11 protein-coding genes are annotated in these 16,343 nt (G+C 39.5%); 1 reads left to right on the top strand and 10 read right to left on the bottom strand.

Annotated features, from left to right (window positions below; translation table 11 throughout):
* Positions 1–141 precede the first annotated feature (141 nt).
* From A6755_RS13940 to A6755_RS13915, 6 genes are all read right to left on the bottom strand, one after another.
* On the bottom strand, positions 142–885 hold the full coding sequence (locus A6755_RS13940) for a Cof-type HAD-IIB family hydrolase (protein WP_174878718.1): 744 nt from the start codon (positions 883–885) through the stop codon (positions 142–144).
* A 167-nt stretch (positions 886–1,052) separates the two neighbouring features.
* A complete protein-coding gene (locus tag A6755_RS13935; RefSeq protein ID WP_063591010.1) occupies positions 1,053–2,048 on the bottom strand; it encodes a cation diffusion facilitator family transporter in 996 nt (331 codons plus the stop codon).
* Between the two features lie 266 nt (positions 2,049–2,314).
* Positions 2,315–3,067, bottom strand: a complete 753-nt coding sequence (locus A6755_RS13930; RefSeq protein ID WP_084737735.1) for a hypothetical protein — start codon at positions 3,065–3,067, stop codon at positions 2,315–2,317.
* 516 nt (positions 3,068–3,583) lie between these two features.
* On the bottom strand, positions 3,584–5,002 hold the full coding sequence (locus A6755_RS13925; RefSeq protein WP_134402142.1) for an amino acid permease: 1,419 nt from the start codon (positions 5,000–5,002) through the stop codon (positions 3,584–3,586).
* A gap of 798 nt (positions 5,003–5,800) precedes the next feature.
* Positions 5,801–6,946 carry a histidine kinase N-terminal domain-containing protein gene (locus tag A6755_RS13920; protein ID WP_063591008.1) on the bottom strand — a complete coding sequence of 382 codons (1,146 nt, stop codon included), beginning with the start codon at positions 6,944–6,946 and terminating at the stop codon, positions 5,801–5,803.
* 241 nt (positions 6,947–7,187) lie between these two features.
* Positions 7,188–9,020, bottom strand: a complete 1,833-nt coding sequence (locus tag A6755_RS13915) for a sigma-54-dependent Fis family transcriptional regulator (RefSeq protein ID WP_063591007.1) — start codon at positions 9,018–9,020, stop codon at positions 7,188–7,190.
* A 490-nt stretch (positions 9,021–9,510) separates the two neighbouring features.
* On the opposite strand from A6755_RS13915, the gene A6755_RS13910 reads away from it, so the two are divergent.
* Positions 9,511–10,992: an aldehyde dehydrogenase family protein gene (locus A6755_RS13910; protein WP_034307085.1), complete on the top strand. Its 1,482-nt coding sequence runs from the start codon at positions 9,511–9,513 to the stop codon at positions 10,990–10,992.
* A gap of 188 nt (positions 10,993–11,180) precedes the next feature.
* Here the strand turns inward: A6755_RS13910 and A6755_RS13905 are convergent, their stop codons facing one another.
* From A6755_RS13905 to A6755_RS13890, 4 genes are all read right to left on the bottom strand, one after another.
* Complete coding sequence (locus A6755_RS13905; protein WP_034307087.1) at positions 11,181–11,885, bottom strand: TerC family protein; 705 nt, start codon at positions 11,883–11,885, stop codon at positions 11,181–11,183.
* A gap of 322 nt (positions 11,886–12,207) precedes the next feature.
* Entirely contained in the window at positions 12,208–13,695 is a 1,488-nt protein-coding gene (locus A6755_RS13900; RefSeq protein WP_134402141.1) for a tagaturonate reductase, read from the bottom strand.
* A gap of 67 nt (positions 13,696–13,762) precedes the next feature.
* Positions 13,763–14,776, bottom strand: coding sequence for a zinc-binding alcohol dehydrogenase family protein (locus A6755_RS13895; RefSeq protein WP_063591005.1), 1,014 nt, complete (start codon positions 14,774–14,776; stop codon positions 13,763–13,765).
* A 44-nt stretch (positions 14,777–14,820) separates the two neighbouring features.
* On the bottom strand, positions 14,821–16,326 hold the full coding sequence (locus A6755_RS13890) for a UxaA family hydrolase (protein ID WP_063591004.1): 1,506 nt from the start codon (positions 16,324–16,326) through the stop codon (positions 14,821–14,823).
* Positions 16,327–16,343: the final 17 nt, after the last annotated feature.

Here is a 16,343-nt window from a genome sequence, read left to right as displayed (position 1 = left end):
AAATATAACACTACAAGATTATCATACTTCTAAAAGACACAATTTTCAAGAAATTAATTCAGCAGCTATAATTTAATTGTCATTCAGCGCCATTTAAATAAAAAAACTGTATATGGAATACGTCCCATATACAGTTTCGATTCAATTTGAAAGCACCCATTTCCGAATGGCCTTAGCTACACCATCTTCTTCGTTTGTCGCTGTAATCCAATCTGCTTTATCTTTCACAATTTCTTGGGCGTTTCCCATTGCCACACCCACTTTTGCTTCAGAAATCATCGCAAGGTCATTAAGGCTGTCACCCACCGCCATAACATTTTCCATGGTAATGTCGAGCAATGAACATACGAGCTTTATCGCTTTCGCTTTATTGACGCCCATGGCATTCACTTCAATATTCGTTGGGCTTGAATTGCTTATTTCAAAGGTTCCTTTTGATACCAGTTCATCCATGATGATTTGGCGGATGCTTTCATCATTTGTATCAAAGCCGAATTTAAGCCATTGCGAATCATGGATTTTTTCAGGCATTTCAGCCCTGTAAATATTATCGCAGCTAATGGCCCAAAAATGTGTACCATGTTTTTGGCTTAATTCCCACATCCATTGTATGGATTCACTATCTACGACATTCCTTTCCACCAGTTTTCCTTGATTATCGTAAATTTCGCTTCCGTTTACTGTAATGAGGTATGATTGGAGTTCCATTGACTTTGCAAAATCACTGCATGTCGCATAGGATCTTCCTGTGCTCAATACCACAAAAACCCCTTGATTTTCGGCTTCTTTTATCGCTCTCCGGTTTTCTTCAGATATCTCACCAGCCTTATTGAGAAGCGTTCCATCCATATCAAGTGCAACTAGCTTAATATTTTGTTTCTCCATTCTTATTCACCCTTCCTTAATCCTTCTTTATGTAACTAAGTCCATGATAGCTTATAATGCATACCCAAGGAAAGTACGTGATGAATTGAACAGGCATTATCCTTACTGTCTTGATTTATAATCACACAATTATCCTGATCATGACATTTTGTATTCTGCCATTATTTCTACTCGCTGTCTTTTTTGATTTCATTCAATTCTTTTTTTATCTGACCTTCCCATTTTGGGATACCATCATTTTCATCAAATTCTATAATGACATCCGTTACCCCTCTTTCCTTTAATATTTGATTAAACAGCCGATCTTTAATGTCGTCCGCCTGTGCGATTGAAATATGGGGATCCAGTTCAACTTCAAGTTCAACATGAAAGTCTTCCCCTTCTTTTATTACGGCCAGTTTCTGTATATCCCTTACGTCTAGGTCATCCATGACCATCGCACCAATTTTTTGCCGCATTTCAATATCGGCTTCCCCAAGAGCACCTGCAGCATTGTCAAGAAAAACCCTTCCAACCACATAGAACATACCAAGACCGATCATGACGGAAGCAACTCCTTCCGCTTGGATAAAAGGCGTGAAGTTTGCTAATAATATGGCAATTATCGCAAGGACGCCGCCACCTGTCGCTACCATATCTTCCATAAATACTAATTTCGTCGCTGGTTTTGCCCTTTTTAAACCAGAAAAGCTCTTGTATATGACGGCTGCCCCTTTAGCTTCGATTCCAGTCTCATGGACCACTTCTTTCATCGCTTTAAATAATACATATGATTCCAACACAACCGCTAACGAAAGGACTGACAAGTTAATAAGGATACCAGTTGATTCTGCAGGGTGTAAAATGTGATGGAACCCTTCTTTAATCGTTTCATAAGACATGATCCCGACAACCAATACTGCCCCTAGTAATACAAGGTTAACCAAACGTCCAAAACCATCAGGGAATCGATCAGTTGGTGACTTTTTACTTAGTGCAGAACCAATGAAGACGAAAAACTGATTCGCAGCATCGCCCAAAGTATGTAAAGTTTCAGCAAACATGGCGACATTTCCTGTCATGAAATAGGCAATCCCCTTTAGCACTGCGATGATACTATTCACACAGGCAGCAATGAACGCCGATTTATTACCTTGTTTCAATAATCGAAATAATTCTTTCATATGAAAATCCCCCCTTATTTTTTTTATAAATGCATGATCATAATGTATTATCCCCAACACTGGAAAATATGAAACCACAAACCCAAAACCAATACGATTGGAGAAAGGTTATAAGTTATATCTCCCACAAACGAATATATTCCAGTGGTGGACGCATCTATTCTAATAAGTTCATGTAATCATTCATTTCTTTAGATGCCTGAATACGGCAATAAAAAAAGGAGTAAGCGACGGCTTACTCCATATCATCCAATAACTTCGAGTGTTTATCCTTCTTTTTTCACTAACTTGGATGGATTATTTATTTTATAGCGTATTTCTTTATTGTATTTTTTGTCGACCACTTTTCCATCAAATTCGATTGCGTCTCCTTCTTCGAGCTCAGCTTTTTTTAATGTCTTGCTATATCCACACCAAGCATCGCCGATAGTCAATTCAGGCTCCGTTGTCACTTTGACATTCTCCAAGAGTATGACTTCATCCTCTTCACCAGTGAAATGGTTCATTTTTGCCGTGAACTCCTTGACGGTCGCGGTGAAATGCACTTTTTCCCCAGGCAAGTCCAACTTAGGTTTTGCTGTCGTCTTTTTAGTTTTGGTTTTGGCCTTTTTTGGTTCTTCACTTGACTGATCGGCGTTTTCCATAATTGGTGCTTCATCCACCTGCTCAGTTTCACTTGAAACTGCGGCTGTTTCGGAAACCGGGCCACTCAACAATTCTTTTCCGAAACTGGAGCTTTGCATTTCCTTTAAATAGGAAGGGTTAATGCAGCTAAGCTTACCATTTTCAAATTGAACGACTACAGTGTCAAGTCCGTTGCCATATTGTTCATAACCTGCCAATTTGACTTTTGCTTGAAAACTTCCGCTTTTATATAATAGTTCTCTTTTAACCGAACGGGCAGTGAATAATTTCCATTCCAATCCTTTAGCGATATAGTCCGTATCATCTAAAAAAGGGATATACTCTCCTTTTGGTGCAATATAATGAATTAAACCTTCAGCTGGAGTTTCAGCCACAGTCACCACTCCTAATCTTTTCTATAGATTATATTCTAGCAAAGGATTTCAAAGTTGCAAATGAATGAGTATCATAATTGTACAGAGGGGATGGCAGTATTGGTTACGATTATATATAAACGCCCCCATGCAATGAATGCAATCCTTTTTGGAACCAGAAAAAAAGCTGCCCACTAAGGGCAGCCTAGGCTGTAGACAAACTCGATATAAATCGAGTTTGTCTATTTTTATGGCTTGTACAATTTGGACGTTGATTGGAACGTAGGGCACTCGCTATCCGCGGGCGGTCGTGGAGCCTCCTCGGCTTTCGCATGCGGGGTCTCACGTTCAAAGTGTACATACCCCGAAAAAAAGTAAAAAACATGAAGGATAACTTAGTCTTCTTTTAAAATCATGGTTTGGGGAGAGACTATTCGAAACCCCTATGGTCGACAAACGGAGCCGCCCACTAAAGGCAGTCTTTTATTAGAATAGTCAATCTTTTTTCTCTATAATCGGACAAAGCGACTACATTCCTCACCCTTCCTTAACGTGGATAGTTTTTAGTTTTCCTTCTTGTTCAGCAGCAATTACGTTTTTCTTATGATAAAACAGAAAGTATGACCCAATAACTAGAATCGTGAGAAGGGTTGTAAGAAAGAATTGCAATCTCATGGAATCAATAAACGCCTGAGCAACGAATATAATAAATAAGACGGCAATGGTCGCATAGGTTAAATAAGGGAATAGCCACATTTTCACTTTGAGTGTCCCGGGATTTTCTTTTTCCGTCTTTTTCCGTAAATATAGATGAGAAAAGGCGATAAAGATATACATGATCATCGTGACTCCTCCCGAGCTGTTTGCGAGAAAAGCAAACAATTTATCAGGGGAAACAAATTTAAATGTCGTGAACACATAAGCAAAGAAAACACTTGCCATTAACGCCCAAATCGGGATTCCCCGCTTATTCACCCGGGAAAGGATTTTCGGTGCATCACCTTTTTTTGATAAAGAATATAACATACGAGAGCTTGTATATAGGCCTGAATTCAAAACAGAAAGCAATGAAGTGAAGATTACGATATTCATGATTTGGCCCGCTGCCGGCAGGCCTGCCATGTCAAATACGCTGGCATAGGGGGTTTTCAGTAAATCTTCAGCACCTTGGGGGATTACGAGAACCAACACGGTCACTGAACCAACAAAGAAAAGAAGAAGACGCCATACGACACTGTTTATGGCTCTAATAATGTTTTTTTCAGGGTTTTCAGACTCTCCTGCAGCAATGGCAGCTACCTCACTTCCCGATAAGGAGAAAGTGATGAATATCACACTAAGAAGGACAGGCAGAAAACCTTTTGGTAAAAATCCTTCCGCTCCAGTTATGTTTGAAAGGCCTGGTGAATCAAATCCCGGAACCAATCCAAAAATCATGGCGGCACCAAGGAAGAGGAATATTACAATGGCAGCCACTTTCATGAAAGCTAACCAGTATTCAAATTCCCCATAAGCTTTGACTGAATAGATATTCGTAATCGTCATTAATATAGGAAAAGATAGACTGGCAGCCCACATAGGTATACCAGGAAACCAATCATGAATCATAGTGCCCAATAACGTAGTTTCAATAGCAATGATGATAACCCAGTTGAACCAGTATAGCCAGCCGATCGTGTATCCGGCCCAAGGACCGAATGCTTGATGTGCATATGTTGAGAAAGATCCGCTATCAGGATTTACCACAGCCATTTCACCCAGCATACGCATTATAAGCACGATCATCAATCCTGCGATTATATACGATAAAATCGCACCAGGTCCTGCTGAATCAATTATGGTTCCGCTTCCGATAAATAGGCCTGCCCCAATTACCCCGCCAATAGAAATCATTGTGACATGCCTGGTCTTGAGACCATGTTTCAATTCATTTGTTTGAAGTGCCACTATTGTCACCATCCTTTAAAACTGTCAATTTACCGTTTTGTAAGCAGTAAACCACTGCTCATGGGTACCCTAGTAGAAACCTTTCATTCAAAATACAATGTTTAAAATCCTATCCCCGTTTCATCATTCGTTTTCATGAGGCCATATTCACAATCGTTATATGTATATTGCACAGCGTATATTCTATTGACCAGTAATGCATTTCTATTTATACTGTCTCTTTACTACCATCAGCTCCTCAACGAATTACAAGGAAAGTACAATGGTCCTTGTTGATATTTCACTTTCGCTATTTGTTGAGTGAAATTCTTTTTTGTAAAATAACCAGCTCTTATTCTTTCTTTCCTCACTCTTCTTTTATAAAAGCACCCTCTCTCACTAAAATTTCATACCTATATAATAAAAGCAATATCCATGCCAAAAAAAGGATAGTTATTCAATTAGGGTTTAACGCTTTTATGGATTAAAAATGATTCATTGTTGCATTATAAATGTATTTTTTTGATTCATATATTAATTATTGACCCTTTTCGATTCACAATTGAATTAAAAAATGACAATTTAACTGATTTCATTTTAGATTTCGACACCTTTACATACCGAAAAATAACAGAGATAAAAAGAAGATGCCAAAAACCAAATTATGATTTTGCATCTTCCAAATATATTTATTTTCTTGAGAATGATTTTATGTAATACCGGCAGATCCGAAACAGCCTTTCCTATTAATCAAAAATCTGTACATGCTTCGAAAAATATCGATATGTATACTATTTTACTTTATGAAAAGTCACTATATGATATGTATTATACCCTTTGAAGCTCATTCTGGACTTTAGGGAAATGGATGCTGAATGTGGTTAAATTTTCATTGGAGACACAATTCATATATCCATCATTACTTTCAATGATCTTTTTACATACGTATAACCCAATTCCCGTTCCTAACTCTTTCGTCGTGACAAAGGGTTCAAAAATAGATTCAATCAATTCACTGGCAATGGCCGGTCCATTATTTGAAATTCTAATTATTCTCTCATTAGCCTCGATTAAAGAGTTTATCCTCAAAATTCTTGGATGTTCCTTATCCTTTAAGGCATCAATCGAATTTATAAAAAGATTCAAGAACACTTGTTTTAACCCATCCTTGCTCGCTGTCATGGCGAAGTTTGGATAAATATCTATTTCCACATTAACACTGGCATCCACAATATTTGCATAAGTCAGCTCTTGTATTTCTTCAATTAGCTTTATCACTGAAATTTCCTCTCTTTGTTCCTCATTAAAATCTGATTTAGAGGTATGGAGGAATTGGGTTATCCTGAAATTCAGCTGATTTAACTCATAATCAATGATATCCAAATATTTCAAATCCGGGTTCTCCCTCTTCAGTAATTTATTGAACCCCATGATAGCTGTAAGAGGGTTTCGGAATTCATGTACAAAGCTTGATGATATCTGGCCCAATACCGCTAATTTATCTTTGTGGTTTTCACTTATATAAGACTTTTTTTCCTCAATCACTTCATTTGTAAGATTCGTATATCTCGTTACTGCATGGTAGCTGAACGTATCAAAGTGCAAGTTGATGTCATTAATGAATTTCTGCATATAATTAATGGGGATATTTGCCCCAAAAAGATTTCTGATTATGATATTTCTCCCCAAATTGATATTATATAGAAAATCCCCAATGTTGATATTCGCTTCAAGACGTTCTTTAGCAACCTGGTAAGCCAATTTTATCAGCACACCTTCAGGCAGTACCTCCTTGAACGTTTGGATCACCAGTGAGTACATGCCATAACCATTTTCTTTAATCTTTTCTTTGTAGGGGTCTATTTCATTGATCTTAATAGTCTCGTTCCATTCATTTAAAAACATAGATTCTTTTTCTTCCAAATATTGAATCAATACATGTTTATACTTCTTATGTTCAGATGACAACTCCATACTATTGACCACACATCCCCTTACGGAAATTTAGATACTATATCAATAACATCATTCTATATGAGATTTTGATTTCCTGCACTTCATTATTTATAGTTGTGAAATGTAGCTTATAAGGAGACAAGGTATGCTGGTTCGCATATAGTTACTTGCAATAACAAGAACCGAACAAATCAGGTCGGGAATCTGAGATTTTCAAAAGGAAACTCATCATTCATGTTTTTTATATACCAAGGAACTCTTACTTATGAAAGTTGATTCCATATTTTTTCATTTTTCTATAAAGCGTATTTCGGCCGATGTCGAGTTGTTTCGCGGCGCTACTGATATTTCCACTTGTTCGTTGCAATGCATTTCTGATAAGCTGGGTTTCTTGTTCTTGAAAGTTTCTTGGTTCTCGATCGGCAATTGCCCCTTCCTCATTTGTAATGGAAGAAACAGGACAAAGTGCCACAAGCATGTCCCTTGTAATCGGGCCATTATCAGCTAGGAATGCAGCCTGTCCGAGAACGTTTTGCAATTCACGGAAATTTCCTGGCCACGAATATTCCAAAATGAATGTTTTAGCTTCGACTGTCAGTTCGGTATGTTCGCTCTTATAAGGTAAATCCGCTAAAATGTATTCTGCTAAGAGCAATAAATCTTTACGACTCCTCAGATTTGGAAGTTTTAAAGATAATCCACAAAGACGGAAAAATAAGTCTGCGCGGAATTCTCCAGCTTCCATTTCTTTTTGTAAGTCTTTGTTGGTGGCAGCAATGACCCTGACATCGATTGGAATGGAAGCATGTCCGCCGACACGCGTCACACATCGTTCCTGAAGCACACGGAGCAGAGACGCTTGAGCTTGAAGCGGCATGTCCCCGATTTCATCCAAAAACAGGGTTCCGCCATCTGCAGCTTCGAACTTCCCCTTATGCCCGCCGCTTTTTGCTCCAGTAAAGGCACCTTTTTCATACCCAAATAACTCACTTTCCAATAAATTTTCTGGAATTGCGCTGCAATTGATGGCGATGAATGGCTTATCGCTTCTTAAGCTATACCCATGAATGGATTGGGCGAACAGTTCTTTTCCCGTTCCGCTTTCTCCAGTGATCAGCAAGCTGATATCCAGCGCTGAAGCTCTTTTAGCAATGGATATGGTTTGATTCATTTGCGGATCATTACTTATTATATCGGTAAATTGATAACGATTGGTTGTTAATCCATCAATCAATTTCTGTCTTTTTAACCGTACGATCACGGATGATTGATGTTCTATATTTTTGCCAAGGGTTTGAACCAAGAATTCCTGGTCTTTGATTGAAACCCTCCGTTCTAAAACGAGTGGGTCAGTTCCTGATACAATATTCGATACCGGTTTTTCCAATGTGCCGATAACATCTGACGCCGCTGAATTGAGATCTGTAACTTTCCCTTCTTTATCTAGGGTAATTAACGGATCAGGGTATGAATCATATATAAAATAAAGGTTTTTCTCCCTTTTTTGTGTTTGGGACAACAAGAGTGCTTGTTTGATGCTATCAGCCACCCTCTGAACTAAGCTAATGGAAAAAGGATGATAATTCTGTTGATGACTGCTTAAGTTCAAAACACCAAGCAGGTGCCCATCAGGGTGATAAATGGGCGATGCTGCACAAGTAAGAAAATGGTTATCCTGATGAAAGTGTTGACTGCCATGAATCAATACAGGATTCTTCTCCACTATGGCTGTTCCTATTGCATTTGTTCCTTTTGATTCCTCTAGCCAATTGGCCCCTTTTCTTAAGGAAACATTATCTGCATGGCGGATGAAAGCTGGATCCCCAACTGTTTCGATGATATATCCTTCAGGAGCAGCAAGTAATAAAATGGACTCCAAACCATTAATCGAATGATAAACTTCTTCTAAAATGGGAGAAGAATGGTACAGGAGTTCCGCATATCGATCGTGGTATTCGGCCAACTCAAAAGCACCAAGCATATCTTCCTTATCCATCATGCTTGGCTGAAGTCCCTTCGAAATGCACCGCTGCCATGATTCTTGAATAAATGCCGGTATGGTTCCTTTATCCGCGCTTATATTAACAGACATTGAATAATCCTCCCATATGTATAATCAAGTAAATCGGCTTCTTTTTTTATTCAATTTCATTAATTAAACTTTAAGAGATCCAAAGTTTCAGAGCATTCAGGGTTCGTTCCTTCAATTTAATTATAACAGAAAATTCAGATATCCACCAAAATGAAAACAAGCATATGTGAACTACTAAACTTTTTTGTTCCATATTTGAACACCTGCCTGTTCCAATATGGAACAGTAAGGCACCTTCCTTTTCCCCTCCACCACCTTCTTAACTGATTTCATAGGTTTTTTGTTATGGCATCAGTCTTGCATAATTACATGTCAAGATATTGATTCCTTTTAGATAAAGGGGGGAAAGAAATCAAGATAGTCAGAATCGCTGCAAGTCTGCCAAAGGGAATTCGATAAAAAACATAATAGTATACCTGATCCTTTTACTTAGGGCCATTGTCCAAACAGATATCGAACAATATAATCCAATTGAAAAGGGGTATTATACATGGAACAAACTATTAAACTCAATCCACGTGTGCAAGAATTCTTGAAGGGCACCAAAAAACTTTTGATAAATGGGGAATTGGTGGAAGCTGCTTCAGGAAAAACCTTTGAGACTCTCGATCCTTCAAACGGCAAGGTTTTAGCGGTTGTGAGTGAAGCGGGTCCGGAAGATGTAGATAAAGCAGTCAAAGCAGCACGTACGGCGTTCGACAAAGGTCCTTGGAAAAAAATGAGTGCATCGGAACGCAGTCGTCTCATTTATAAATTAGCGGACCTCATGGAGGAACATAAAGAGGCGTTAGCACAATTGGATACCCTGGATAATGGCAAGCCAATTGGCGAAACCACTAATGCCGATGTCCCCCTTGCAATCGATCACTTCCGTTATTATGCGGGATGGACCACTAAGATAGTAGGACAAACAATACCTGTTGCTGGGAATTACTTCAATTATACCCGTCATGAAGCGGTTGGAGTGGTAGGACAGATCATCCCTTGGAATTTTCCTCTACTTATGGCCGCATGGAAATTAGGCGCGGCCCTTGCTACCGGATGTACGATCGTTTTAAAACCAGCGGAGCAAACGCCGCTTTCAGCCTTATATTTAGGACAATTGGCGCTTGAAGCAGGTTTTCCTCCTGGCGTTCTCAATGTCATACCAGGATTTGGTGAAACAGCAGGGTCACCGCTTGTAGATCATCCTGATGTCGATAAAATTGCCTTTACCGGTTCAACCTCAGTAGGGAAAATGATCATGCGCCAAGCTTCGGCAACCGTAAAAAAAATCTCGTTGGAATTAGGCGGGAAATCACCTAATATCATTTTACCGGATGCAGATATGAGTAAAGCCATTCCTGGAGCTTTAATGGGCATCATGTTTAATCAAGGACAAGTTTGCTGTGCCGGTTCCCGCCTGTACATTCAAAAGAAATCCTATGATAACGTGGTAGCTGACTTAGTGTCCCATGCAAAAAATATTAAACAAGGGGCCGGTCTTGATCCATCTACCCAGATAGGGCCTTTGGTATCCAGTGAACAAATGGAAAGAGTCGGCGGTTATATTGAAAAAGGAAAGTCTGAAGGAGCTGAAGTGGTTACCGGGGGTAATTACGGACAAGGAGAGGGTTATTTTGTAACGCCTACAATATTTGCAGGCGTTGAAGACGAAATGACAATAGCTAAAGAGGAAATCTTCGGTCCTGTTGTAGCTGCGATGCCTTTTGACGATTTGGATGATGTGATAAACCGTGCAAATAACTCAGAATATGGATTGGCTGCAGGTTTATGGACACAGGATGTAAAAAAAGCCCATTATGTGGCTAATGAATTAAAAGCAGGTACAGTTTGGGTAAACTGCTATAACGCATTTGATGCAGCTTCTCCATTTGGCGGTTATAAACAAAGTGGAATCGGTCGGGAAATGGGCAGTTATGCTTTGGATAATTATACGGAAGTCAAAAGTGTCTGGATTAACTTAAACTAAAATAACAGAGTGAACGCTCCATATGATCATTTAGCTAAAATACCGTTATTGAAATGCATGTTATCGTTTGCTAATTCGCAAAAAGATGTACCAAAGTACGGACTTTGGTACATCCTTTTTCTTGTTTTGACTTATATGGCATAGACAAAAAGAAGAGACCTTTCATCCGAAAGGTCTCTTTGTATCGATTATCCATTACGTTCGATTTGCATTTTTTCTCTGTTTGCTTTTTCTTTTTCGATATTTTTCTGTCTTGAAATCCCGGCAAACAGGATTCCAATCACCACTATCGCTTCAAATCCATATTTAATGAATGGATTTGCAAAGTAGTCGTGCATGAAAGGTTCAGCTACAATCATTTTAGCAGCTGTCCAACCTAGTATTCCCGCACCAATTATTATGATGAATGGGAAGCGTTCGATCAGTTTCAGGATCAAAGTGCTTCCATACATCACTACTGGAATTGATACAAGTAAACCGATTACCACTAAAGTGAAGTTACCATGAGAAGCACCAGCAACAGCTAGGACATTGTCCAATCCCATCAATGCATCTGCAATAATGATAGTTTTTATGGCAGCCCACATCGAGTCTGCAGGCTTCACATCATGTTCTTCTTCATCGATAAGGAGCTTATAAGCAATCCATACAAGAAGTAATCCCCCTATTAAATGCAGTCCTGGCACCTCTAATAGCCAAACAACTAGCAGCGTTGCAATGATCCTTATCACTATTGCCCCGACCGCTCCCCATATTATCACCTTTTTTTGCTGTTCTTTTGGAAGCTTTCTTGCAGCCAATCCAATAAGGATCGCATTATCACCGGCTAGAACCAAATCTATCATAATGATCGCTAAAAGTCCTGAAATGAATTCACCTGATAAAAAATCCAACACAAATTCCTCCTTTTTACAAAAATAAAGAGACCTCTGCCATAAATGGCAAAGGTCTCGCTAAGCACTAAATGAATTAGGCCAATAAAGCCGGTGGGGTTCCCACGTAATGACGACTTTATTTCAGGTTATCCCTGACGCTACTCCCCTTCACGGGAATAAAAGAATATGTAATTCTTTTAATATCTTTCCATTAGGAAACTAATAAGAAAAAATATCACTAATCCAGTATACCAAAAATACAAATAAAAGAAAGAAAAAAATAAGAGATAGGGAGAATATTCATAAAATTAATCTTGCTAAATCCTTTCAAAGACTAATTTCAGTCAATCATCCCTTCTAGATATTGGCATAATTCGTTTCCAAGGTTAGGGATACCGCTCAAATCCTTCCCCCATAGATATTGATTATTTAAGGTTGCCTCTATCAATTGTCTAAGCGGGACTTCCCCCTTATCATAACGAAGCCATTGTTCCTGGAAAAATTCAATTGTCTTTATATCATCTTTAACGACATAGTCTTTACCCGCAAAGCTTTTACCAATATAACTCCCCTTCATTTCATTAACCCTATAAAATCGGATCAGGCCCGAAAAACCTCTTACGATACAGTCGGGCAGCGTGCCTTTCGCCTCATGATATTCCTCTAAGGTAGGAAGGAGACGAGCCTTGAACTTCGAAATGCTGTTCAGCGAGATATCGGCCAGGAGGTGATGTACAAAAGGATTCTTAAATCGCTCAAGAACACTTTCCCCATATTGCATCATCTCATTTTGATCAAAAGGTAATGAAGGAATTATTTCCTTTTCGATGGCATTGCTAAGAAATTGGTTGAATTCAGGATGATCGATTGCCTGTTTTACTTCTTCCAATCCAGATAAAATGCCTAAAGGAGCCAACAAGGTATGTGAACCATTAAGTATCCTTACCTTCCTCATTTGATAAGGTGTTAAATCTTTTACCCAATGCACATTCAATCCGGATTGTTGTAAAGGAAGACGTTGCTCGATACAAGGGTCACCTTCAATAGCCCATAAATGGTAGGGTTCTGCTGTATTTAGCAGAGTATCCTTGTATCCCCATTCAGCAAATAGGGTGTCCGACTCATTGGCTGGAAATCCTGTAACGATACGGTCTACAAGCGAGTTTAGGAATAGGTTGTCCCGGTCCACCCACTCCATGAATGACTTGGGTAAACCCCAATCCCTGCCATGCTTAAGAACACATTGCTTCAAGAAATCACCATTTCTCTCTAAAAGCTCACATGGAAGCATGGTCAATCCTTTTTTCGCATCTCCATTGAAATGCAGATAACGATGATACAAAAAAGCAGTCAGTTTTCCTGGAAAAGATTCCATCGGCTTTCCTTCTTCCAAAGGTATCGGCTGATATTTGATTCCTGCTTCAGTCGTGTTGGAAACTACAAATTCCAATTCAGGATTTTTTGATAGTGCTAAAAATTCCATCCATTCTTCATATGGATCAATTGCCTTCGAAAAAACGGAAATGATCTCTGTACTTTCCACTTTCTTCCCTTGGTGAAAACCACGTAACATTAATGTATACAGTCCATCTTGCCGCTTCACTTCTTCTATTTTCCCTTTACCGGCGGGCCGAGGCTGGGTAACTGCAATGCTTCCCTTGAAATGACCTTGTTTATTACACTCATGAATCATCCAATCAAAGAAGCCCCGAAGAAAATTCCCCTCACCAATCTGCAATACTTTTATGGGGAAATCCATCTTATGTGAGGATTGGACAGCTTTTGTATCTTTACTCAAACGCTTTAGTTGACTTCTATTTATGTTCAATGATAAAAGAACTCCTTTCTTAATTGAAATATCCAATTCAGAGTGCGACTAACAGCCTACCTAATGCTTATATTTCGACAATCGCCTTGATCACTTTAGCTTCAGGAGTTAACCACCCTTCAAATTGATTGATCATTTCATCCATATGTGTGCGGTGTGTAATATACTGGCTCATATCCAGCTTGTCATTCTTCAGCGTATTCACGACATAATCAAAGTCTTCCTTTGTTGCATTACGGCTTCCCATCAATGTAAGCTCTTTACTGTGGAATTCAGGATCATTGAAGGTAATATCCGCTTTAACTAAACCTACATAAATCAATCTTCCCCCGTGAGCAGGATATTTAAATGACTCCATCATAGACTTAGCATTACCTGTAGCATCAAATACCACGCTTGGCATATCTCCATTCGTCAATTGGGCCAATTTCTCCATTGGATTCTCCATAACGTTCAAAGTATAATCGGCATTTGCCCATTTGCCAGCAAACGCAAGGCGTTCATCATTTACATCCATTGCGATCACCTTCGCACCCTGTTCTTTAGCGAATGCCATGACTCCCAAACCAATGGGACCAGCACCAATTACTAGTGCAAATTCCCCTTTATGAATAGCGGCGCGCCTGACTGCGTGAGCCCCGATACTTAAAGGCTCTATCATTGCGGATTGATCAAGTGTGAGACCTGCTGTTTTCACCAAATGTTTAAAAGGAACCGTAATCCACTCACTCATGCCGCCTTCAGCATGTACACCCAACACTTTCATATCCGTACAGCAGTTCGTTTTTCCACTTCTGCAAGCCAGGCATTTTCCACATTCCATATAGGGGATGATCGATACCTGATCCCCGACACTAAGCCCTGATTCATTTTCCGGTATGGACTCAATTAAACCGGATAATTCATGGCCAAGTATTCGAGGATAGCTAAAAAAGGGCTGATTACCTCCATAGGCATGGATATCCGTACCGCATATACCTATACGCCGCACACGAATCAAAGCTTCCCCTGAGTTAGGTACGGGTTTTTCCGATTCGATCATCTTAAATTCAAAAGGTTGTTCACAAACAATACTTTTCACTGAATAACACTCCTTTTTTATAGCTTAATAGAAACCTTGTACTATTAGAGAATGACACCTTCTTTAAAGATGCTTATCTCCCTATATCCGAATTTTTCATTATTCGTTTTCTTTTTACCGGATGAAAGCTCAAGAATGTAATCGAATAACTCGTCCTTTAATTCATCGATCTTTTGACCTTCTATCAACCGTCCGGCATTATAATCAATCCAGTGCTTTTTACGATTGGCTAATTCTGAATTCGTAGCTATTTTTACAGTTGGCACCGGTCCGCCGAATGGTGTTCCTCTTCCCGTAGTGAATAGGACGATATGTGCGCCGGCTGCTGCCAAAGCCGTCACCGAAATCAGATCATTTCCAGGGGAATTGATCAAATTCAAACCATGCTTCACCACTCGTTCTCCATATGGGCTTACATCCACTACAGTGGCATGGCCCCCTTTTTGCGTGCATCCAAGTGATTTTTCCTCCAGTGTACTTATACCGCCTTCCTTGTTTCCAGGTGAAGGGTTTTCATAAATTTCTTGATCATGGCGAATGAAATACTGTTTGAAATCATTAATAAGGCCAACGATTTTCTTAAAGGTTTCTTCATCCCTTGCCCTGTTCATCAAAATCGTTTCCGCTCCAAACATCTCAGGAACCTCTGTCAATATCGTGGTCCCGCCATTTTCCACTATTAAGTCGGAAACCGCACCAACCAATGGATTAGCGGTAATGCCTGAAAAACCATCTGAACCCCCGCACTTCAAGCCTATTTTCAACTTTGAAACTGGTACGGTCTGGCGTATGAACCCTTCCGCATATTCCACTAGTTCACCCATTAAGCGTAAGCCGCTCTCCAATTCATCTTGAACCTCCTGGGCTTTTAAAAATTTAACCCGACTTGGAGGAAATTCGCCTATGACTTCTTTAAATGCTTCGATTTGATTGTTCTCACATCCTAATCCAACTACTAAAACCCCTGCTGCATTTGGATGTTGAACCAAGGCTGCCAATAGTTTCTGTGTATGGGTCAAATCATCTCCCAATTGAGAACAACCGTAGGGGTGGGAAAAGTGATGAACCCCATCAATTTGTCGATCTTTAAACTGCTCATTTCCCATTTTAGCGAGAAGTTCACATGTTTTATTGATACAGCCAACTGTGTTGATGATCCAGATTTCATTCCGGATACCCACTTCCGCATTTTCACGGATATATCCTTGGAAGGTATGATTTTGACTTGGCTCATTTGTATCTTGAAGGCTAGGTTGATAGGAATAATCCAATATACCATGCAAACCGGATGTCAGATTGTGGGTGTGAATCCAATCGCCAATGGAGAGATCTTCCCTAGCTTTTCCAATCGAATAGCCAAATTTGATTACGTCCTCCCCTCGCTTAACCGGATTCACTAACAATTTATGCCCTTTTGGAATGTCATCACGTGCCTTGATATGGATCATTCCCCTATCTTTTGTTTGAATCTGGAGGCTCTGTCCTTTCTGAATCCCCTCCAAGGAAATAACAACATCATCGTTTGAATGCAATTGAACAAATTTATTCATTTTGTTCCCTCCTTATC

The sequence above is a fragment of the Peribacillus frigoritolerans genome (assembly GCF_001636405.1).
Classification (GTDB): domain Bacteria; phylum Bacillota; class Bacilli; order Bacillales; family DSM-1321; genus Peribacillus; species Peribacillus frigoritolerans.
Note: the sequence above shows the minus strand (reverse complement) of the source record. Positions and strands in the feature narration are given on the sequence as shown.

What these genes read in the sequence shown, in the direction of transcription:
- A6755_RS13940 (WP_174878718.1), bottom strand. Translation starts at nt 885, where the DNA reads ATGGAGAAACAAAATATTAAGCTAGTTGCACTTGATATGGATGGAACG.
- A6755_RS13935 (WP_063591010.1), bottom strand. Translation starts at nt 2,048, where the DNA reads ATGAAAGAATTATTTCGATTATTGAAACAAGGTAATAAATCGGCGTTC.
- A6755_RS13920 (WP_063591008.1), bottom strand. Translation starts at nt 6,946, where the DNA reads ATGGAGTTGTCATCTGAACATAAGAAGTATAAACATGTATTGATTCAA.
- A6755_RS13915 (WP_063591007.1), bottom strand. Translation starts at nt 9,020, where the DNA reads ATGTCTGTTAATATAAGCGCGGATAAAGGAACCATACCGGCATTTATT.
- A6755_RS13910 (WP_034307085.1), top strand. Translation starts at nt 9,511, where the DNA reads ATGGAACAAACTATTAAACTCAATCCACGTGTGCAAGAATTCTTGAAG.
- A6755_RS13890 (WP_063591004.1), bottom strand. Translation starts at nt 16,326, where the DNA reads ATGAATAAATTTGTTCAATTGCATTCAAACGATGATGTTGTTATTTCC.